The sequence below is a fragment of the Kribbella sp. NPDC050241 genome (assembly GCF_044459685.1).
Lineage (GTDB): Bacteria > Actinomycetota > Actinomycetes > Propionibacteriales > Kribbellaceae > Kribbella.
Genome location: NZ_JBITJE010000001.1, coordinates 433,588 through 454,007, shown reverse-complemented (window position 1 = coordinate 454,007; position 20,420 = coordinate 433,588). Strand labels below are relative to the sequence as shown.

The following is a 20,420-nucleotide window of genomic DNA, read 5'->3' as shown; positions in this document are numbered from 1 at the left end:
GTCGGTGGCCCCCAGACCTGCGGGGTCAGTGCGAGAACGGCCATGACTTCCAGTAAATGCGGAGCCGGTTCCAGATCCCGAAGAGCCCTCGAGGTTCGAAGATCAGGAAGCCGATGATCAACAGGCCGTAGAGAATCGTCTCGACCTGGAAGACCGTGATGCCCCCGGAACCTGAACTGCCGCTGATGAACGGCAGTACGGCCGGAAGCTCGCGGGTGACCCGCGGTAGCAGCGTGATGAACAGGGCGCCGAGCACCGATCCGGAGATGGTGGCGACGCCACCGATCAGGATCATCGCGATGTACTGCACCGACAGCGCGAGGTTGAACGACCCGGGCTCGACGAACCCGATCATCACGTACAGCAGCGCGCCCGCGACGCCGGCGTAGAACGACGACACCGCGAACGCGATCATCTTGTACCGGGTCACGTCGACGCCGATCACCTCGGCGGCCAGATCCCGGTCCCGGACGGCGGCCAGCGCCCGGCCGACCCTGGACCGGACGAGATTGCGGGCCAGTACGCCGAAGATCACCAGCAGCACCAGCATGAGCAGATAGAGCTTCTGTGCCTTCGTGAACACCTCCCCGTCGACCGCGAACTGGATCCCGAACAACTCCGGTACGGCGGCCGGCCGACCGACCCCGACTCCCCCGGTGAGATGCTTCCAGTGCTTGAAGATGTGCTCCCCGATGAACACCAGTCCGAGCGTCACCACCGCCAGGTACAACCCGCGCAACCGGGCCGCCAACGGCGAGACGATCAGCCCGGCCAGACCGGCGACCAGACCCGCCCCGAGCAGCCAGATCGGCACCGAGGTGATCCCGAAGCCGATCAGCCGGGTGCTGTCCGGATCACCCGAGATCGCCGCCGCGGTGTACGCCCCGATCCCCAGGAAGAACGCGTGCCCGAGCGACACCTGCCCGCCGTACCCGGTGACGATGTTCAGGCCGATCGCACCGATCGACGCGACACATGCGGTGGCCAGTACGAGGAGCAGGTCGTCGGTGAGCAGGAAAGGCAAGGACACGGCACCGATCGCCAGCACCAAGGTCCAGCCGCGCTTCGCCGAGGTGTTGAGCAACGCCATGTCCTGCCCGTAGGTCAGGTACAACATGGGTCGTCCGGAGCGGGTGCTCATATGCGCTCGACCTCCCTGGTGCCGAAGAGGCCGTACGGTCTGATCAGAAGGACGAGCAGCATCAGCAGGTACGGCACGACCAGGAAGAAGTCGCCGCCGAAGACCGGGTGCAGGTCTGCGCCGTAGCTGCCGACCAGCGCCTCGACCACGCCGATCGAGAGTCCGGCGACCACCGCTCCACCGAGGGAGTCGAGGCCACCGAGAATGATCACCGGCAGAGCCTTGAGAGCAGTCAGCCAGAGATTCTGCTCGAGTCCGATGCCGGTCGACAGGAACACACCGGCCAATCCGGCGAGGGCCGCCGCGAGTGCCCATGACAGCGAGAAGACCCGGCCGACCGAGACGCCCTGCGCGAGCGCGACCTCCTGGTCCGACGACGCCGCGCGCATCGCCAGTCCGGTCCGCGACCAGCGGTAGAAGGCGAACAGCGCGGCGACCACGATCAGCGTCGTGACCAGCGTGGCCAGGTGCCGCTGATCGACCTTCACCCCCAGTACGTCGACCTGCCGCAGACCCCACGGGTCGCCCATCTGACGGATGTCCAGGCCGATGAACGCGTTCACCACCGTGCGGATCACGATGTCGACGCCGAGGGTGATGATCGCGATCACGAACACCGGTTTGCCGATCATCGGCCGCAGCGCCAGCCGCTCCACGCCGGCCCCGAGCAGCGCGGTCAGCACCAGCGCGACCACGACGGCGAGGAAGAAGTTCATCGACAGCACGAAGTAGCTGACCAGCAGGGCGCCGGCCATCATGAAGGCCGGCTGGGCGAAGCTGATCACCCGCATCGACTTGTAGACGATCACGAATCCCAGCGCCAGCAAGGCATAGATCGACCCGTTGCCGAGCCCGCGGACCACCGTGGCGATGAACTCGTTCACCGGGCACCCTCCGCGTACATGGACTCGACCAGTTCGGCGAACGAGGTCGTCACGGCGCTGCGCTTCAGCTTCTGGGTCGCGGTCAGCTCGCCGTCCTCGTGATCCAGCAACTTCGGCAGCAGCCGGAACGACCGGACCTGCTCGACGGTGGCGAACCGTACGTTCACCTCGTCCACGACGGTCTGCACCAGCGCGATCACCTCAGGCTTCGCGGACAGATCGCCGTACGTCGAGTAGGGCAGCCGGTGCACCTGGGCCCAATGGCCGACCGTGTCCGGTTCGATGCCGATCAGGGCGGCGAGGAACTTGCGGCGGTCGCCGACCACGAGCGCCTCCTTGATGTACGGCGACGCCTTGAGCGCGTTCTCGATCTCCGACGGCGCGACGTTCTTGCCGCCCGCGGTGATGATGATGTCCTTCATCCGGTCGGTGATGCGCAGATGCGTGCCGTCGACCCACTCCCCCACGTCGCCGGTGTGCAGCCAGCCGTCCGGCTCGATCACCGCCGCGGTCGCGTCCGGGTCGTGCCAGTAGCCGGCGAACGTGCCCGGGTGCCGGGTCAGGATCTCGCTGGTGCTCTCGTCGATCCGTACCTCGACGCCGGCGTGCGGCTCGCCGACCGTGCCGACCTTGACCCGGCCCGGGCGGTTCGCGGTCGCCACCGCGGTGTTCTCGGTCATGCCGTACACCTCGTGCATCGGCAGGCCCAGGCCCATGAAGAACCGCAGTACCTCGGGCGCGATCGGCGCGGCACCGGAGGCGGCGTACCGGACCTTGCGCAGGCCGAGCCGGTCCTTCAGTGCCCGGTAGCAGAACAGCCATCCGACGGCGTAGACCGCTCGGGATGCAGCAGTATGACGACCTTCGTTGGCCGCCAGTACGTCGCCGATCCAGTCGGCCCGGCGTAACCAGAAGCCACCGACCGCGCGTTTCACCGGGTCGGCGGACTCGACCCGGATCTGCACCCCGGCCGCGATCTTCTCCCAGATCCGGGGTACGCCGAACAGGACGGTCGGCTGAACCTCATGCAGGTTGGTGGCAACGGTCTCGATCGATTCGGCGAAGTGCACGCAGACTCCGGCCCCGGCACCGAACCAGCCGCTGAAGATCCGCTCCGCGACGTGGCACAACGGCAGGTAGGACAGCACGCTGTCGCGGGGCGACGGTGGTGGCGCGGTGAAGCCGCCGCGCTCGATCAGTTCCTGGATGGCGAAGTCGACGTTCGCCGCCGTGAGCATCACGCCCTTCGGCGGGCCTGTGGTGCCGGAGGTGTAGATCAGCGTGACCACGTCGTCCGGGCGCGACTCGTCCATCCGCTGGTTCACGGCCTGCGGATGCGCCTGTCGATGCTCCTCGCCGAGCGCGAGGAAATCGGGCCAGGCGAGCAGCCGCGAGTCGTCGTACCGGTTCCGGATGCCGCGGGGTTCGACGTACACGATGTGCATCAGTTCGGGCAGCTCGTCGATGGCCAGGGCCTTGTCGACCTGCTCCTGGTCCTCGGCGATCAGCACCCTCGCACCGGAGTGGCGGAGCAGATAGCCGACCTCGGCGACCGGGTTGGTCGGGTACAGGCCGACAGTGGCGGCGCGGACGGCGACCGTGCCGACGTCGGTGTAGAGCCACTCGCGCCGGTTCTCCGAGTGGATCGCGACGCGGTCGCCCGGTTCGATGCCGAGGGCAAGCAAGGCGTGCGCGACCAGCTCCGCGGTGTCCCAGTACCCCTGCCAGCTGACCTGCTGCCAGATGCCCAGATCCTTCTCCCGCAAGGCGATCAGGTCCGGCGACGCGGCGGCGCGATCCCGCACCCGGGTGGCGATCGTCGCCATCCTGACCGGAGCCGCGACCGTCGTCATGACCGCTCCACCACCCGGTGTTCCTCGCCCAGGTAGGCCCGGACCACGTCGGGGTCGGTGGCCACCTCCTTCGGCGTACCGGTGCGGATCGGCCGGCCGAAGTCGATCACCATGATCCGGTCGGCCAGATCCATCACCAGACCCATGTCGTGTTCGACCATCACCATCGGCAGCCCGAGTTCGTCACGGATGTCGAGGATGAACCGGGCCATGTCCTCGGTCTCCTCGAGGTTCATCCCGGCGACCGGCTCGTCCAGCAGCAACAGCTTCGGTTCCGAGGCCAGGGCCCGGCCGAGCTCGACCCGCTTCTGTACGCCGTACGGCAGCAGGCCGACCGGGAGTCGCCGCCACTGCGCCAGCTCGAGGAAGTCGACGATCTCCTCGACCGCACGGCGGTTGGCCAGTTCGTTGCGGCGGGCTTTGCCGATCCAGCCGAATGCGGCGAGGACGCCGTACGGGTGATGGAGGTGCCGGCCGAGCATCAGGTTGTCCAGCACGGTCAGGTTCGAGAACAGTTCGATGTTCTGGAAGGTCCGGGCGATGCCGAGCCGCGCGATCGCGTGCGGCCGCCGCCCGATCAGGTCGTCGTCACCGAACCGCACGGTGCCACGCTGCGGCCGGTAGACGCCGGACAGCACGTTGAAGATCGAGGTCTTGCCGGCGCCGTTGGGTCCGATCACCGCGAACAGTTCGCCTGGATCCACCTGGAAGGTCACACCGTTGAGAGCAGTCACCCCGTCGAACCCGAGCACGACGTCCTCGAACGTCAGCACCGAGGTGGATTCCGGCGTGCTCTCGCTCTGACGAGCCTGCGTCGCGGTCATGAGAGCCACCGCTTCCGGCGGCGGTAGTGCTTCACGTCGCGGAAGGACTTCGTCGAGCCTTCGGCGCCGAGGCCCAGGTAGAACTCCCGGACGTCGCCGTCCGCGAGCAGATCGGCCGCGGGCTTGTCCATCACCATCGCGCCGTTCTCCAGCACGTAGCCGTGCTCGGCGATCGACAGCGCCATCGCCGCGTTCTGCTCGACCAGGAGCACGGTGGTGCCCTCCTGGTTGATCTGCACGATCACGTCCCGGATCTGGTGCACGATCATCGGCGCCAGGCCCAGGCTCGGCTCGTCCAGCAGCAGGTACTTCGGATCGGACATCAGCGCCCGGCCGATCGCCAGCATCTGCTGCTCGCCACCGGACAGGTAGCCGGCCAGCGAACGCCGCCGATCGGCCAGCACCGGGAACATCTGGTAGGTGCGGTCCAGGTTGCTCCGGATCGAGCGCGGGCGGACGTGTCCGCCGATCCGCAGGTTGTCCTCGACGGTCAGGTCGGCGAGGATCCGCCGTCCCTCCATCACCTGTTTGATGCCCAGGGCAGCGATCCGGCTGGCGCCGTACGAGTGGATCGGCTCGCCGTCCAGGGTGATCGACCCGCGCCGGACCTCGCCGTCGTGGACGTCGAGCAGGCCGGACAGCGCGCGCAGCAGCGTGGACTTGCCGGCGCCGTTGGCCCCCAGCAGGGCGACGATCCGTCCCTGCGGGACCTCGAGGCCGACGCCCCGCAGCACCAGCATCACGTCGTCGTAGACGACCTCGAGGTTCTTCGCCGCCAGCACCCGGCCTCCCGGATCCCCGATGGTTGCCACCGCTCTGGCGAGTGAGTGTGACATCACCACTGACATCCGTGAAGGCCTGGCAGCCCGGAAATCGGACACTGTCACCCAAACCGTGATCCCGGGACAGGAGCATAACCAGTTACGCCACTGGTATTACAGCGCGGGGCCCCCGGATCACCGCCGGCCCGGATCGTCCGGGGCAGGGGACGACCCGGGGCGCACGAGCAGCCACGCTGAACGGATGGGCAGTGATCTCGGTCAGGGACTGACCAGTCTTTTCGTGGTCGTGCTGGTGGCAGCCGTGACGCCGGTCATCGTGGGATTGTGGAGCAAGGCGCGGATCCCGCAGGTCGTGGTGCTCATTCTCGGCGGTGTGGTCGTCGGGCCACAGGTGCTCGGCTGGGCCGACCCGGACAGCATCGAACTGCTCGCGAACGTAGGTCTGGGGTTCTTGTTCCTGCTGGCGGGATACGAGCTGGAACTGGCGGTCTTCAAGCAGCGGGCCGGCAAACTCGCCATCGTCGGATGGCTGGTCACGGTGGCGCTGGCCGGTGCGGTCGTCGGGGGCTTCGCCGCACTTGGCGTCGTGAAGGCGTTCGTACCGGTCGCGCTCGGTCTGACCACGACGGCGCTGGGAACGCTGTTGCCGATCCTGCGGGACAACAACATGCTGCGCGGTTCGTTCGGCCCCTACGTCCTCGCGGCCGGGGCGGTCGGGGAGTTCCTGCCGGTCGTGGCGATCGCGATCTTCCTCGGGTCGAACGGCCGGTTCATCGGGCTGATCTCCCTCGTCGGGATGGGCGTCCTCGCGCTGCTGCTGAGTCTGATCCCCCGGCTGGGTCGCGGTGGACGGATCGCCCGGATCCTGTCGGAAGGAGAGCACGCGACCTCGCAGACCACGCTGCGGTGGACCGTCGCGATGCTGCTGCTCCTGCTCGTCGTCGCCAACGACTTCGGCCTCGACGTCGTCCTCGGAGCCTTCGTGGCCGGCGTCGTACTGCGCCGGTGGGCGCCCGGGAACGTCGAGGCGCTCGATCACAAGCTCGACGCCGTCGGCTACGGCTTCTTCATCCCCATCTTCTTCGTCTCGTCAGGGATGGGCCTGGACGTGCGGTCCATCGTCGAAGCTCCGGCGCGGCTGTTCCTGTTCTTCCTGCTGCTCCTGGTCGTCCGCGGCCTTCCAACGCTGCTGATCTACCGGACCGCACTCCCCCGGACGAGACGGTTCGAACTCGTCTTCGTCGTGTCGACGGCCCTGCCGCTGCTCGTCGCCCTCAGCGAGATCGGGCTCGAGACCGGTCACATGCTCCCGGAGAACGCCGCCGCCCTGGTGGGCGCCGGCGTCTTGTCGGTGCTGGTGTACCCCGCGATCGCGGTCGCCATCGATCGCCGGCTGATCCGCACCCCCGACGTCCTCGACGAACCCCGGCCCTAGCCGGAAAGGCCAGGGTCAGGATCGCCGGGGTCCGTGACCGGTCAGGTCACCGCCGCATCCGCCTTACGGCGCGCGGCCGGGACGTCCGTCACGGTGGTCCGCCCCTCGGCCCTCGCCTCGTCCAGCGCTGCGTTGAGAGTGATGGCCGCGTCGATCAGCGCGAGGTGCGTGAACGCCTGCGGGAAGTTGCCGAGCTGTTCGCCGGTCGAACCGATCTCTTCGGAGTACAGGCCGACGTGGTTGGCGTAGGTGAGCATCTTCTCGAAGATGAGCCGGGCTTCCTCGAGCCGGCCGGCCCGGGCCAGCGCGTCGACGTAGTTGAAGGTACAGAGCGAGAACGTCCCCTCGTCGCCTGCCAGCCCGTCCGGCGAGGCGGCCGGGTCGTAGCGATAGACGAGACTGTCGACCACGAGCCCGGCGTCCATCGCGTCCAGCGTCGACAGCCACATCGGGTCGGTGGGTGCGATGAAGCCGACCGTTGCCATCCGCAACAATGACGAGTCGAGTACGGTGTCGTCGTAGTGCTGGACGAAGGCTCCGATCTTCTCGTTCCAGCCGCGTGCCATCACCTGGTTGTAGATCAGGTCCCGGCTCTCGGTCCAGCGCTCCACCGCCGCCGGCCGGCCGTGCTTCGCGGCCATCCTGATCGCCCGGTCGAGGGCAACCCAGCTCATCACCCGGCCATAGGTGAAGTCCTTCGGCCCGCCGCGCGTCTCCCAGATCCCCGCACCCGGCAGGTCCCAGTGGTCGGTCAGCCAGTCGGCGATGCCGCGCAACGCCATCCAGCCGTGGTGGTCGAGCTCGATGCCGTGCTGGTCGGCGAAGTAGATGCTGTCCAGCGCCTCGCCGAAGATGTCCATCTGCCGCTGGTCCGAGGCGCCGTTGCCGATCCGTACCGGCCGGGAGCCTCGGTAGCCCTCCAGATGCTCGAGGGACTCCTCGATCAGGTCGGACGAACCGTCCACGCGGTACATGATGTTGAGTGGACCGCCGTCCCCCGTGGTCTCCTCCCGCACGCGGTCCCGCAACCAGGCGCAGAATTCGGCCGCCTCCTCGGTGAACCCCAGGCCGAGCAGTGCGTACACGGAGAACGACGCGTCCCGAACCCACGTGTAGCGGTAGTCCCAGTTGCGTTCACCGCCGACCTGTTCGGGCAACCCGGCCGTGGGTGCGGCCACGACGGCTCCGGTGGGCGCATAGGTCATCAGTTTGAGAGTGATCGCCGAGCGCTGCAGCATCTCCCGCCACCGGCCGGTGTACGTCGACTTGGACAGCCACTTGCGCCAGTACGTCGTGACGTCGTCGAACATCGCCGTGAACTCCGCGACCCCGATCTCTCGCGGTGGCCCGTCGGCCGCGGACTCCAGCACCAGTCCCCGGGCCTGACCCGCGGTCATCGTGTAGTCGATGTGAAGGTCGCCGCCGTCCACCCGGACCTGCGCGAGCCGCTCGTCACCCGGCTCACGGACCGCGTGCAGGGTCAGACTCAGGTCGTCGGTCGAGAAAACGGCCCCCTGCCCGACCAGGTTTGTCTCGTGCTCCGTGCGGCCGTAGTCGAACCGGGGCACGATGTCCACCTCGAAGTCGATCCGCCCCCGTACGCATCGCATCACCCGCAGGATCCGGTGGTTCGCGGTGGGCTGCTTGCCGGCCGGCGGCATGAAGTCGACGACCTCGCCGACGCCGTCCGGGGTCATGAACCGGGTGATCAGGATGGCGGTGTCCGGGAAGTACAGCTGCCGGCTGGTGACGTCACGACCGGTCGCCCGCGCCCGGAAGTAGCCGCCGCGTTCATGGTCGAGCAGAGCGGCGAAGACACTCGGCGAGTCGAACCGTGGGCAGCAGAACCAGTCGATGGAGCCGTCGGTGGTCACCAGCGCGGCGGTCTGCAGATCGCCGATCAGTCCGTGTTCGGCGATGGGTGGGTAGTCGGCCATGAGGAGTCGTCTCCTGTTCGGTTGCGATAGAGATCGGCGCCGCCGGGCGCGACCTGCTGCATCGTGAAGGCTCGTTCGCGCCGGGTCTCCCGGCTGAAGGCGACCGCCCAGCTGAGCACCGCGCCGACGCGGTTGCGGTACCCGGTCAGGAAGGCGATGTGGATGCCGAGCCACGACAGCCAGCCGAGCTTGCCGCTGAGACGCACCCGGCCGACCTCGACGACCGCCTGACCGCGCGCGATGTACGCCGCCGAGCCGAAGTCGCGGTACTTGAACGGCTTCGGTGGGTCCGTCTTGCCGTCCACCTCGTTCCGGATCCGTTTCGCCGCGTAGTAGCCGGTCTGCATGGCCACCTCGCCGACGCCGGGAAGGCGGTCGAGGCTCATCACGTCACCGACCACGGAGATCTCCGGATGGCCGGGCAGGGTCAGATCCGGCTGGACCTTGATCCGCCCGGCCCGGTCCTGATCGACGCCGGTAGCCTTCGCAAGCACGTCGGCGACCGGCGGAGCCGCCACCCCGGCGGCCCACAGCACGGTTCCGGCCTGGTACGACGTACTCGCGCCGTCGGGTCCACGGACCACCAGCCCGTTCGCGTTCACGTCGGTGACGATCGATCCCAGGTGCAGCTCGACACCGAGGCGTGTCAGCGCGGCGGCGGCCTTGCCGGACAGCTTCGGCCCGAACGGCGCGAGCGGCGCGTCGCCGCCGTCGAAGAGCAGCACCTTGGCCTCGGTGGGATCGACGTCGTGGAACTGCTTGCTCAGCGTCGAGGTGGCCACCTCGCGGATCTGCCCGGCCAGTTCGACACCGGTGGGACCGGCGCCGACCAGCGCGAACGTGAGCCATCGCCGGCGTTCCTCGGGATCGGTGGCCGACTGTGCCATCTCGAAGGCACCGAAGACGCGGCGGCGGATCAGTAGTGCGTCCGCGAGCGTCTTCATCCCGGGTGCGAACGTGGCGAACTCGTCATGCCCGAAGTACGACTGCCGTACGCCGGCGGCCAGGATCAGGTCGTCGTACGGGAACTCGATGTCGCCTCCGGTCGGCCGCATCGCGTGCACGATGCGGGCCTCGATGTCGAAGCCGGTCACCTCGGCGAGCACGCAGTCGACGTTGCGGTGCTTGCGCAGGATCGCCCGCAGCGGCATGGCGATCTGGCCCTCGGACAGCACCCCGGTGGCGCATTGGTACAGCAGCGGCTGGAACAGGTGGTGGGTGGCGCGGTCCACGAGGGTGACCTGCACCGGTCGGCGTCGGAATGCACGGGCCGCGAACAGACCGGCGAAGCCGCCGCCCACGATCACCACCCGGCGAGGCTCCGCTGGATCCCGAGCGCCGCTGCTGGTCCGCTCTGTCATCGGCCCGGCCCCTTCGATCATCCTGCCGGGTCGTGCCAGATCACGCCGTGCGGCAGCAAGGCGTCGGCCTCCTTCGGGCCCCAACTTCCCCTGGCGTACGGGACGACGGGCAGGTCACCACCGATCACCGGCTCGACCACCCGCCACGCAGCCTCGACCGTCTCCTGCGCGGCGAACAGCGCCTGCCGGCCCAGCAGTGCCGCCCCGATCAGCCGGTCGTACGGTCGCTGATCGGTTCCCGGTGCTTCGGCGAAGGTGAGGTCCTCGGCCTGCGGGGTCCAGCCGGCGCCGGGCTTCTTCCCGGTCAGCGTGATCCCGACCTGGCTCTCCGGCCAGATCCGGAACCGCAACTGGTTCGCGCCCCCGGACGGCCCGAGGTCGAAGATGTCCTGCGGTGGCCGGCGGAACCGGATCGCCACCTCGGTCGCCGTCACCGGCATGCATTTCCCGGCGCGGATCGCGATCGGCACGCCGGCCCAGCGCCAGGTGTCGAGGGTCAGCCGGACCGCGACGTAGCTTTCGGTCCGGGAGTGTGGATCGACGCCGGCGACGTCGAGGTAGCCGTCGTACTGCCCGAGCACCGTGTCTTCGGCGGTCAGCGGGCGTAGCGAGCCGATGACCGCGCCCTTCTGAGCCCGCCAGGCGGCGTCGGCGAGATGGCCCGGCGGATCGGCCAGCACGCTCGCGAGCACCTGCAACATGTGGTTCTGCAAGACGTCGCGGATCGCGCCGGTGCGGTCGTAGAAGCTGCCGCGGTCGGAGACGTCGAAACTCTCCGCCATGGTGATCTGGATGCTCTCCACATGGTCGCGGTTGAGCAGCGGTTCGATCACCGAGTTGGCGAAGCGTGCGAACAGCACGTTCTCCAGCGGGTCCAGGCCGAGCCAGTGGTCCACCCGGTAGATGGCGCTCTGGGGGAAGACCTCGCTCATCGTCGCGTTGAGCTGCTGTGCGCTCTTCAGGTCGGTGCCGAAGGGCTTCTCGACCATCACCCGGGCCCCGTCGGCCTTGCCCGCCTTCGCGATGCCCTGGGCGATCCGGCCGAACAGCGGCGGCGGTACCTCGAGATAGAACAGCGCGTGACCGCCGGTGCCGACCTCGTCGGCCATCGCCGTGTACGTCGCGTCGTCGTCGAGGTCGCCGTCGACGTACCGCAGCAGGCCGAGCATGCCGGCCGCCGCGGGGGCGGCTGGGTCGATCCCGTTGGCTCGTAACGAGGCCGCGGCGTACTCGCGGAACTGATCGAGTCCCCAGCCGCTCTTGGCCACCCCGACGATCGGGACGTCGAGCACCCCCCGGTCGACCAGCCCGACCAGGGCAGGGAAGGTCTCCAGCTTGGCAAGATCACCGGTCGCACCGAAGATCACCAGTGCGTCCATGTCGGCGGTTGGCATACGTACTCCAATCAGTCCGGAGCGCGGGGCTCAGCGCAGCCGGTCGAGGATGTGGTCGCCGACCCGGAGCGCGTTCGCGATCGCGGTCAGCGAGGGATTCACCGCACCGATGCTCGGGAAGAAGCTGGTGTCGACGACGTACAGGTTGTCGAGGTCGTGGGCCTTGCAGTTCACGTCGAGCGCGGAACTCGCCGGGTCGTCGCCGAACCGCACGGTGCCGGCCTGGTGCGCGGTGGCGCCGATCGGCATCCCCTTGTGCAGGTAGATGCTGTGGTCGAGCAGCCGGTGCTCGTGCATCCCCAGGTCGCCGAGCATGTCCTGCAGCTTGTGCCTCAGCCGATTGACGCCCTCGACGTTGTTGTTCTCGTCCAGGGCGAGCTGGATCGAGCCGTCCTTGCGCACGGTGACCCGGTTGTCCGGCAGCGGAAGGTCCTCACCGCACAGCCAGAAGTCGACCGCGTGGTGGGCGATCACCTCGAACGGCATGCCCGGCGAGACCTTGCCGGCCCAGCGCGGCGCACCGCTGCGCACCTGCTCGGTGTCGGACTTGCCCAGCATCTGCATCCCGCCGAGCGGGTAGTCCCAGTCGTCGGCACCCAGATACCAGTCGTTCATCGCCAGGGTCTTCTGGAACCGGGTCGGGTTCGGCTCCTTCGACACCGCCATCAGCGCGAGGTTGTTGTGCCGTAGGTAGTGGCGGCCGACGACGTCCGAGCTGTTCGCGAGACCGTTCGGATGACGGTCGTTGGCCGAGTTCAGCAGCAGTACGGCGGAATTGACCGCGCCGCAGGCGACGACCACGACGTCGGCACTGAACCGCTCGGTCGACCCGTCGACCTCCGTCACGACCTGCGAGACCGTTCGTCCCGTCGGGTCGGTCTCGAGGCGCACCACCTTGGCGTTCGTCAGCATCGAGACGTTCTCGTGCTGCAACGCCGGGTCGACGCAGATCACCTGCGCGTCCGACTTCGCCTGGGCCAGGCAGGGAAAACCGTCCACCCGGTCGCACCGGATGCAAACGCTGTCCCGGGTCGCCCGGCCGTGCTCGTCCTGGATGAGGTCGACGCCGATCGGCAGGTGGAACGGATGCAGCCCCTGCTTCTCCAGGTCGTCGTTCAACTGCTGGATCCGGGGCTCGTGCTCGACCGGCGCGAAGCGGTACTCCGCACTGGCCGGTCCCTCGCCGGGATCCTCGCCATGGCGGCCGTGGACACGGTACAGATGCTCGGCCTCGGTGTAGTACGGCTCGAAGTCGTCGTACGTCACCGGCCAGGCAGGTGAGACGCCATCGTGGTGCTGCAACTCAGTGAAGTCCTGCGGTCGCAGCCGGAACAGGGCGGCGCCGTAGAACTTGGTGTTTCCACCCACGTAGTAGTTGGTCTCCGGCGGGAACTCGTGGCCGTGCTGGTCGTACCAGGACTCCGGCGCGCGGTACCGGCCCTGGACGAACACCGCCGCGGAGGACCAGTTCTCGCGTTCTCGCGGCAGATAGTCCCCCCGTTCGAGCAGGAGGACCCGCTTTCCGGACGGCGCCAGCCGATGGGCCAGCGTGCCGCCTCCCGCGCCGGTGCCGATGATGATCACGTCGAAGTGCTGATCGCCCGCCATACCGCTTGATCCTTCGACGGATGCGGACGAGATACCTCACCCCGGTGGGGTGAAGCCGCTATGCACTCAGCCGGTGACGGAACACGAAGTACGACCAGGCCTGGTAGAGCAGCACCAAGGGCAGGAACACCAGCGCGATCACGCTCATCACCGTGAGCGCGTAGTGGGCCGACGCGGAGTTGTCGACCGTGAGGCTGTACGCGGGGTCTGTGCTCGACACCAGGACCTGCGGGTAGAGGGCGGCGAACAGCCCCGCCACGGCAAGTGCCATCGCTGTCGCGGACAGCATGAACGCGGTGCCGTCACGTTCGCCGTGCACCGCCCAGACGGAGCCGACCAGTGCTGCCGGGGCGATCGCCAGGGGCAGGATCGGCCCCCAGCCGTGGCCGGCGATGACGAGGGTCCAGACCGCGAAGACCGTGACCACCACGAAGCCCGCCCAGCCGACCCGGCCGGCGGTGCGGTGCGCTCGCAGGCGCAGCTCACCGGTGGTCCTGATGCCGACGAACGTCGCCCCGTTCACAAGGCACAACGTCACCAGCGTCAGCCCGGTCCACAGGCCGAACGGCGTGAAGAGATCCCAGAACGAGCCGGTGAACTCGCCGTCGACGTTGATCGGGAGGCCCGCGATCAGGTCACCGAGTGCGATCCCGAGGACGAGCGGCGCCAGCAGGCTGCCGGTCGTCAGCGTGCCGCTCCACAACCGGCGCCAGCCGTGCGTGTCGACCTTGCCACGGAACTCGAAGGACACGCCGCGCATGATCAGCGCCACCAGCAGCAGCAGGACCGCGAGGTAGCTCGCCGAGAACCAGCTGGCGTACCAGTCGGGGAAGGCGGCGAAGATCCCCGCACCGCCGACGACCAGCCAGACCTCGTTGCCGTCCCAGAACGGGCCGATCGTGTTGATCACCACCCGGCGCTCCCGATCGGTCCGGCCGAGCACCCGGTGCAGTACGCCGACGCCGAAGTCGAAACCCTCCAGCACGAAGAAACCGGTCCACAGGACCGCGATGATCACGAACCACAGCTCGGGTAGTCCCATGGCTGCCTCCCGGCTCGCTAGTAGGTGATCGCCGGCGTGCGGGGATCGCGGCCGGGCTCTTCCTCGGCATGGTCGAGTTCGAGGCCGCGCCGCGCGTAGCGCAGCATCAGGAACACGTAGGCGATGCCGAGCAGCAGGTAGACGACGACCAGCGCCGCCAGACTGATCGCCAGCTCGGTCGTGCTGACCGAGGTGGACACGCCGTCCGCGGTCTTCATCAGTCCCTGGACGAGCCACGGCTGCCGACCGTTCTCTGTCAGCATCCAGCCGGCCGTGTTCATCAGGACCGGTGCAAGCACCGCCCAGGTCGCCACCGCGAGGAACAATCGCGACTGCGTGAGTTTGCGGCGGTACAGCAGCCAGGCTCCCCACACGCCGATCAACACCAGCAGGCTGCCGAGGTAGGCCATCACCCGCATCGACCAGTACTGAACGAACACGTTGGGTACGTAGTTGCCTTCGCCGTACTGCTGGACGTCGGCCGCCTGCAGCTCGTTGAGGCCCTCCACCTGGCCGTTCCACGTGCCGGTGGCGAGCACGGACAGCAGATGGGGTACTTCGAGCAGTTGCGTCGGGGTCTCGTCGTTCCTGCCGCCGCGGATCTGGAACAGCGAGAACGAGCACGGCTGACAGGTCTCCCACTGCGCCTCGGCGGCCGAGATCTTCATAGGCTGGTACTCCGCCTCCACCACACCGAGGTGGCTGCCCACCCCCAGCGCCAGGACCGAGACGGGGAGCAGCACGATGATCGCGAGTTTGGCCGAACCGCGGAAGAGCCCGCTGTTCTCGCGGCGGCGCAGTTGCCACGCGGACACTGCCAGCATCAGCACGGCTCCGGTCAGCAGCGAAGCCAGAAGCACGTGGATGTAGCCCCAGACGAACACGGGGTTCGTGAACAGGTCTCCGATCGAACTGAGCTCCGGCCGCCCGGTCTGGGCGTTGGTGGTGTAACCCACCGGGTGCTGCATCCACGAGTTCGCGGCCATGATGAACGCGGCCGAGAGCGAGGCCCCGACGGCGACCAGCCAGATCGTGGCGAGGTGGACCCGCCGGGGCAGCACGTTCCAGCCGAAGACCCACAAGCCCACGAACGTCGATTCCAGGAAGAACGCCGCCAGTCCCTCCATCGCGAGTGGTGCACCGAACACGTCGCCGACGAATCGCGAGTACGCCGACCAGTTCGTGCCGAACTGGAACTCCTGCACCAGCCCGGTGACCACCCCGACGGCGATGTTGATCAGCAGCAGGTGACCGAAGAACCGGGTCAAGCGCTTGTGATCCTCCTTGCCCGATCGGTACCACTTGGTGTGCAGTACGGCGACCAGAAACGCCAGCCCGATCGTGATCGGAACGAAGACGAAGTGGTAGATGCTGGTCGTGGCGAACTGGATACGGGCCAGGTCGGTCGGGTCCATCGCAGACCTTTCCTCGGGCTGATCACCCTCGTCGGGAACGTCGTCGTTCCCCCAGGCTCATGCCTGAGTCGCCGGCGGCGCATCATTCCGACCGGGTGAGATCTGCCTGTTCCCTGGCCCAGATCCGCGCGTACGTCCGGCCCGCCGCGACCAACTCAGAGTGGGTGCCCGACTCCACTACGCGACCTGCGTCCAGCAGCAGGACTCGATCGACGCTCTGCAGGCCACCCAACCGATGAGTGATGAGCAGCGTGGTGCGCCCGGGGGGCGCGGCCAGCAGGGTCGCGGTCAGCGCGTCCGCGGCCCGGGGGTCGAGATGCTCGGTCGGCTCGTCGAGGATCAGCACCGGAAAGTCCGCCAGCAAGGCACGCGCGACGACGAGCCGCTGCCGCTGGCCGCCCGAGAGGCGGGCGCCGTGCTCGCCGACTTCGGTGTCCAGGCCGTGCGGCAGGCCGTCGACCCAGGTCAGCAGGCCGACCTGTGCGAGCGCGGCCCGGAACTCGGCATCGGTGGCGTCGGGCCGTGCCAGCCGGAGGTTGTCGCCGATCGTGCGGTCGAAGACATGTGCGTCCTGCTCGGCCGAACCGACCACCCGGCGGAGAGCGTCGGGGTCCAGGTCACCGAGACCGACCCCGTTCAGGGACGCCGTGCCGGACTCGAGGTCGAGGAAGCGCAGCAGGACGGCGGCCAGCGTGGACTTGCCTGCTCCGCTGGGTCCGACCACCGCGATCGTCTCGCCGGGAGCAAGGTCCAGGTCGATCCCGTCCAGCGCAACCTGTCCGGAGGGGTAGCGGGCGCGCACACCACGGAGCCGGATCGTGTACGGCGCGGCCGGCAGCGGCACCGGATGTATGGGCTCGCGGACAGGGACCTCGACATCCAGCAGGGCATCGACCCGTTCCTGGCTACGCCGTACCCGTTCGAAGATCGCGAAGGCCTGCGGGAGTCCGGAGGCCACCTCGAAGGCGGCCAGACAGACGAGGACGACGACAGTCAGCAGGACACCGGGGAGTCGACCGTTGTCGACGGCAACTATCCCGACCGCGAGCACACCCCACACGCACAGGCCCGCGAGCAGGGCGGTGAGCCCCGAGCCGGTCCCAGCGGTACGGGCAGCCGCCCGAGCGACCCTGGTCAGCCCGGCGTCGGCTCGATCGGCCTTGCGCAACTGGGCCTTCGCCGCACCGTAGGCGATCAGGTCGGGCGCACCCTGGACCAGGTCGACGACAGCGGTCGACAGCTCGCCGCGCGTCTCTGACTGCCGCGCCTCGGAGCGTCTCACCAACTGCCGGGCGAGGACTGGGACGGCGGTCGCGCAGAGCAGCGCGGCAACCACGACAACCAGACCGGCGGCCGGTACCAGCGTCCCGACCAGGCCGACCGTCAGCCCGATGGATGCGACGAAGACCACATACGGCGAGACGACGCGCAGCAGCAGATCCTGCAATGAGTCCACGTCGTCGACGAACCGGGCCAGCAGATCACCGCTGCGGAAACCCGGCAGGCCGGCCGGGGCGAGACGCTCGAGCCTGGCGTAGACCTTCATCCGTACGTCGGCCAGCACGCGGAACGCCGCATCGTGGCCGACCAGGCGCTCGGCGTACCTGAGCAACCCGCGACTGATCCCGAAGAATCTCACCCCGACGACAGCGAGTCCGAGCGCCGCCATGTTCGGCTGCTCGGAGGCGCGGGCGATCAGCCAGCCGGCGGTCGCCGCGAGACCGAGGCCGGCGGCGGCGCCACCCGCCCCGAGCAGACTGGCCGCGGCCAGCCGGGCCGTCACGCCGGACATCATCGGTAGTCCAACGCGGTCGCGCGTTCCAGCTGGATCTCCGTGTCCGCCACCGCGACCAGGCCCGGTCGATGCGCGGCGATCAACGCCGTCCGGCCGACAGTCAGCCGGGCGACCGCGGCGAGGACCGACGCCTCGGTCTTCCCGTCCAGGTTTGCCGTCGGCTCGTCGAGCAGGAGCAGCGGTGCATCCATCAGGAACGCCCGCGCGAGCGCGACGCGCTGCTTCTCCCCCGCGGACAGACCGGCACCGCGCTCGCCCAGCGGCGTCGCGAGGCCGAGCGGCAGCCTGTCGATCGTTTGCGTGAGCCCGGCGTCGTCGACCGCTCGCAGTACGTCCTCGTCGGCAGCGTCCGGTCTGCCGAGCCTGATGTTGTCGGCCAGACTCGCGGCCAACAGGTACGGCCGCTGCGGGACCCATGCCACGTTCTGCCGCCAGCGGTCGGGATCGAGCTGCGCCAGGTTCACCCCGCAGACGGTCACCTGCCCGGCGTCCACCACGACGAAGCCCAGCAGTACGGCGATCAGCGTCGACTTGCCGCAACCGCTCGGGCCGGTCAAGGCCACCACTTCCCCGGACCGGACGGACAGGCTGATCCGGTCGAGTGCGGGGCCGTCCCGGTCCGGATAGCTCACGCACAGGTCGTGCACCCGCAGATCCACGGCCGGGTGGAACGGGAGAACGGCTCCGATATCCCCTGCCGGACGCGGGCTGGCCAGCACCGTGAACACCTGGTCCGCCGCCGCGGCACCATCCGTGCCCGCGTGGAAGCTCGCGCCGAGCGTGCGGAGCGGGAGGTAGGCCTCAGGAGCAAGGATGAGCACGAACAGGCCGGTCGAAAGATCGAGACTGCCACTGACGAGCCTGATCCCCACAGCCACCGCGACGACCGCCACCGACAACGAAGCGAGCAACTCCAGCACGAGGGACGACAAGAACGCCACTCGCAGCGAACCCATCGTCTCCTGCCGGAAGTCGTCGGTCGCACGACGGACAAGGGCTGCCTGGGACCGCGACCGGCCGAACACCTTCAGCGTCGTCAGGCCGGCGATGCTGTCGAGGAAGTGGCCGCCCAGACGCTGCAGGACGACCAGACGCTTGACCGCCTGGACCCTGGCGCCGGCACCGACGACGGCCATCAGCAGCGGGATCAGGGGAACGGTGACGGCGACGATCGCCGCAGCCACGATGTCCTGTGTCACGGCCGCCGTGATGACCGCGGTGGGGACGATCACGGCCAGGACCAGCTGCGGCAGGTAGCGGGTGAAGTAGCCGTCGAGAGCATCGAGGCCCCGGGTGCCGAGCGTCTCGAGATCCGCGGTGCGGTGCCGGGTGAGCCAGGCAGGCCCCAGGTCGACAACGTGCCGCAGCAAGGTCATCCGCAGCTCCGCCTTGGCCTGCGTGGCGGCTTGGTGTGCCATCAGCTCGGCCCACCAGGCGAGCCCAGCACGGGCGATCACCACGCCGAGCAAGGCCAGCAGCGGACCGCGCAACTCGGCAAGCCCCGCGCCGTCCTGGAAGGACCTGGACAGAAGGCCCGCCAGTAGGAAGGCCTGTGCGACGACCAAGGCCGCGGTCGCGACCCCGAGAAAGGCGGACCGCAGCAGCAACGTCCTGACTGCCCGCGTCCGACTGATCAGTCTCCGGTCAACGGCGGGCATCGGAGTCCTCGCCGAGTCGCGCGGCGCCAAGGCCCTGCCGGTCGCTCATCCGTGCCAGCGCCCGCTGGAACGGGTCGGCGAACGCCGCGTCGGTCGCGCGATCCAGGGCCTCGAGCTGCGATTGCACGGCTTCGCGACGTGCCGGGAGGACTCCGGCCCGCAGTTCCTCGAGCATGGCACGCAACCGGCGGCAGATCTGCGGCGAGAACGCGCCGTACTGGCGGATCTCGGTCACTCCGAGCTCCAGGTACTCCGCCCAGTCGCGGGTCCGCAGGACCAGGCGGACCCGGCCGTCGGTGTCGAGCGCGGTCCCCCGGAACGCGCGGTCGGAGGCGCCGATCCCGAGCAGCAGGGCGCCGATGTAGTTCAGCACCTGCGTCGCCGTGGTGGGGTCGTTGACCGCCGGAGACAACGCCCGGATGGCGATGTCGACCAGGATGCGCAACGCGAACGCCGGGTCCTGGTCGATCGTGCGCTCGCGCCCCAGCGAGACCATCCTGGCCAGCCTCTGCAGGTCGGCCTCGCCGGCCGCCGCGCCGTGAACCTCCATCATGACGCTGCCCGCGATGACGAAGTCACCGATCGTGTGCGGTATGACGACGATCTGGTCCCGGGCCGCCGCGAACCGAACGATGCCGTCGATGTCGATGTCCTGGATGGCGCCCGACCGGGGAGCCGGCACCCTGGAGCTCACCGCCCCACGCCGGTCCGCGTGATCGCCGGCACCGGCGTCCGCGACGAGGCCGTCTTCCTCGGCCTCGATCGCAAGCCCGGCCTGTGCCATCGCCGCCGCGACGGCGACCGGCCGCAGCGCGTGCACGAACCGGTCGAAGTAGAGCAGCAGGAGGATCAGATCGATCCCGACGGCCAGCCCGACCAGGCTGATGCCCAGATCGGGCACGGAGTCGGACTCCACCTGGCGCAGCAGTGCGAAGGCGAAGGTGAAGGTGGCCGTGAACGCCGCGAGCACGAACTTCTGCAGCCGGTCCCGGTACCAGAGCCGCATGAACCGTGGCGACAGCGTGCCGGTCGCCATCTGGACGACCAGCACGCCGATCGTGACCACGAAGCCGATCAGCCCGACCATCGCGGCCGCAGCGGACGACAACACGCTGCTCGCGGTGCTCTCGGAGTACGACCACTCCGGCGGCAAGGAGATCCGGCCTTCGAGCCAGAGGTCGACCCCGGCCAGCACCACGCCCAACAGGCCGCCGAGGAGTGGCACGACCCACAGGCTCTGCCGGACGTACTGGTGTGCCCGGAAGCCGGCTGCCCAGAACCTCACGGTCAT

15 protein-coding genes are annotated in these 20,420 nt (G+C 68.7%); 1 reads left to right on the top strand and 14 read right to left on the bottom strand.

Annotated elements, in window-relative coordinates; all coding sequences use genetic code 11:
• Positions 1 to 25 precede the first annotated feature (25 nt).
• From ACIBG5_RS02030 to ACIBG5_RS02010, 5 genes are read right to left on the bottom strand one after another with little or no spacing between them, the layout of a single operon-like run.
• Positions 26 to 1,141, bottom strand: coding sequence for a branched-chain amino acid ABC transporter permease (locus ACIBG5_RS02030; protein WP_396389568.1), 1,116 nt, complete (start codon positions 1,139 to 1,141; stop codon positions 26 to 28).
• Positions 1,138 to 2,025 carry a branched-chain amino acid ABC transporter permease gene (locus tag ACIBG5_RS02025; RefSeq protein WP_360449351.1) on the bottom strand — a complete coding sequence of 296 codons (888 nt, stop codon included), beginning with the start codon at positions 2,023 to 2,025 and terminating at the stop codon, positions 1,138 to 1,140. The genes ACIBG5_RS02030 and ACIBG5_RS02025 overlap by 4 nt, the downstream gene beginning before the upstream one ends.
• Positions 2,022 to 3,878 (bottom strand): AMP-dependent synthetase/ligase, encoded by a 1,857-nt coding sequence (locus tag ACIBG5_RS02020; RefSeq protein WP_396389567.1) that lies wholly within the window; start codon positions 3,876 to 3,878, stop codon positions 2,022 to 2,024. Before ACIBG5_RS02020 ends, ACIBG5_RS02025 begins: the two co-directional genes overlap by 4 nt.
• Positions 3,875 to 4,702 carry an ABC transporter ATP-binding protein gene (locus ACIBG5_RS02015; protein ID WP_396389566.1) on the bottom strand — a complete coding sequence of 276 codons (828 nt, stop codon included), beginning with the start codon at positions 4,700 to 4,702 and terminating at the stop codon, positions 3,875 to 3,877. The genes ACIBG5_RS02020 and ACIBG5_RS02015 overlap by 4 nt, the downstream gene beginning before the upstream one ends.
• Positions 4,699 to 5,538 carry an ABC transporter ATP-binding protein gene (locus ACIBG5_RS02010; RefSeq protein WP_396389564.1) on the bottom strand — a complete coding sequence of 280 codons (840 nt, stop codon included), beginning with the start codon at positions 5,536 to 5,538 and terminating at the stop codon, positions 4,699 to 4,701. The genes ACIBG5_RS02015 and ACIBG5_RS02010 overlap by 4 nt, the downstream gene beginning before the upstream one ends.
• Before the next feature lie 187 nt (positions 5,539 to 5,725).
• Here ACIBG5_RS02010 and ACIBG5_RS02005 point away from each other — a divergent pair, with 187 nt between their 5' ends.
• Positions 5,726 to 6,919, top strand: a complete 1,194-nt coding sequence (locus ACIBG5_RS02005) for a cation:proton antiporter (protein WP_396389563.1) — start codon at positions 5,726 to 5,728, stop codon at positions 6,917 to 6,919.
• A 41-nt stretch (positions 6,920 to 6,960) separates the two neighbouring features.
• Here ACIBG5_RS02005 and ACIBG5_RS02000 read toward each other — a convergent pair whose 3' ends face one another.
• From ACIBG5_RS02000 to ACIBG5_RS01960, 9 genes are all read right to left on the bottom strand, one after another.
• The gene (locus tag ACIBG5_RS02000) at positions 6,961 to 8,856 is read right to left on the bottom strand and encodes a glycoside hydrolase family 15 protein (protein WP_396389562.1); all 1,896 of its coding nucleotides are present in this window, start codon (positions 8,854 to 8,856) and stop codon (positions 6,961 to 6,963) included.
• Complete coding sequence (locus ACIBG5_RS01995) at positions 8,820 to 10,217, bottom strand: NAD(P)/FAD-dependent oxidoreductase (protein WP_396389561.1); 1,398 nt, start codon at positions 10,215 to 10,217, stop codon at positions 8,820 to 8,822. Before ACIBG5_RS01995 ends, ACIBG5_RS02000 begins: the two co-directional genes overlap by 37 nt.
• 17 nt (positions 10,218 to 10,234) lie before the next feature.
• Positions 10,235 to 11,611 (bottom strand): glucose-6-phosphate dehydrogenase (NADP(+)), encoded by a 1,377-nt coding sequence (locus ACIBG5_RS01990; RefSeq protein ID WP_396389560.1) that lies wholly within the window; start codon positions 11,609 to 11,611, stop codon positions 10,235 to 10,237.
• A gap of 30 nt (positions 11,612 to 11,641) precedes the next feature.
• Positions 11,642 to 13,219: a GMC oxidoreductase gene (locus tag ACIBG5_RS01985; RefSeq protein WP_396389559.1), complete on the bottom strand. Its 1,578-nt coding sequence runs from the start codon at positions 13,217 to 13,219 to the stop codon at positions 11,642 to 11,644.
• 58 nt (positions 13,220 to 13,277) lie between these two features.
• On the bottom strand, positions 13,278 to 14,261 hold the full coding sequence (gene cydB, locus ACIBG5_RS01980) for a cytochrome d ubiquinol oxidase subunit II (protein WP_396389558.1): 984 nt from the start codon (positions 14,259 to 14,261) through the stop codon (positions 13,278 to 13,280).
• Between the two features lie 17 nt (positions 14,262 to 14,278).
• On the bottom strand, positions 14,279 to 15,676 hold the full coding sequence (locus tag ACIBG5_RS01975) for a cytochrome ubiquinol oxidase subunit I (protein WP_396389557.1): 1,398 nt from the start codon (positions 15,674 to 15,676) through the stop codon (positions 14,279 to 14,281).
• Positions 15,677 to 15,758: 82 nt separating this feature from the next.
• Positions 15,759 to 17,468: a thiol reductant ABC exporter subunit CydC gene (gene cydC, locus ACIBG5_RS01970; protein ID WP_396389556.1), complete on the bottom strand. Its 1,710-nt coding sequence runs from the start codon at positions 17,466 to 17,468 to the stop codon at positions 15,759 to 15,761.
• A complete protein-coding gene (gene cydD, locus ACIBG5_RS01965) occupies positions 17,468 to 19,129 on the bottom strand; it encodes a thiol reductant ABC exporter subunit CydD (RefSeq protein WP_396389555.1) in 1,662 nt (553 codons plus the stop codon). The genes cydC and cydD overlap by 1 nt, the downstream gene beginning before the upstream one ends.
• The gene (locus tag ACIBG5_RS01960; protein WP_396389554.1) at positions 19,116 to 20,420 is read right to left on the bottom strand and encodes a DUF2254 family protein; all 1,305 of its coding nucleotides are present in this window, start codon (positions 20,418 to 20,420) and stop codon (positions 19,116 to 19,118) included. Before ACIBG5_RS01960 ends, cydD begins: the two co-directional genes overlap by 14 nt.

Bases quoted from the DNA above. Each gene is read 5' to 3' on its own strand.
- ACIBG5_RS02030 (WP_396389568.1), bottom strand. From the start codon at position 1,141: ATGAGCACCCGCTCCGGACGACCCATGTTGTACCTGACCTACGGGCAG.
- ACIBG5_RS02020 (WP_396389567.1), bottom strand. From the start codon at position 3,878: ATGACGACGGTCGCGGCTCCGGTCAGGATGGCGACGATCGCCACCCGG.
- ACIBG5_RS02015 (WP_396389566.1), bottom strand. From the start codon at position 4,702: ATGACCGCGACGCAGGCTCGTCAGAGCGAGAGCACGCCGGAATCCACC.
- ACIBG5_RS02010 (WP_396389564.1), bottom strand. From the start codon at position 5,538: ATGTCACACTCACTCGCCAGAGCGGTGGCAACCATCGGGGATCCGGGA.
- ACIBG5_RS02005 (WP_396389563.1), top strand. From the start codon at position 5,726: ATGGGCAGTGATCTCGGTCAGGGACTGACCAGTCTTTTCGTGGTCGTG.
- ACIBG5_RS02000 (WP_396389562.1), bottom strand. From the start codon at position 8,856: ATGGCCGACTACCCACCCATCGCCGAACACGGACTGATCGGCGATCTG.
- ACIBG5_RS01995 (WP_396389561.1), bottom strand. From the start codon at position 10,217: ATGACAGAGCGGACCAGCAGCGGCGCTCGGGATCCAGCGGAGCCTCGC.
- ACIBG5_RS01990 (WP_396389560.1), bottom strand. From the start codon at position 11,611: ATGCCAACCGCCGACATGGACGCACTGGTGATCTTCGGTGCGACCGGT.
- ACIBG5_RS01985 (WP_396389559.1), bottom strand. From the start codon at position 13,219: ATGGCGGGCGATCAGCACTTCGACGTGATCATCATCGGCACCGGCGCG.
- cydB (WP_396389558.1), bottom strand. From the start codon at position 14,261: ATGGGACTACCCGAGCTGTGGTTCGTGATCATCGCGGTCCTGTGGACC.
- ACIBG5_RS01975 (WP_396389557.1), bottom strand. From the start codon at position 15,676: ATGGACCCGACCGACCTGGCCCGTATCCAGTTCGCCACGACCAGCATC.
- cydC (WP_396389556.1), bottom strand. From the start codon at position 17,468: ATGTCCGGCGTGACGGCCCGGCTGGCCGCGGCCAGTCTGCTCGGGGCG.
- cydD (WP_396389555.1), bottom strand. From the start codon at position 19,129: ATGCCCGCCGTTGACCGGAGACTGATCAGTCGGACGCGGGCAGTCAGG.
- ACIBG5_RS01960 (WP_396389554.1), bottom strand. From the start codon at position 20,420: ATGACCGTGAGGTTCTGGGCAGCCGGCTTCCGGGCACACCAGTACGTC.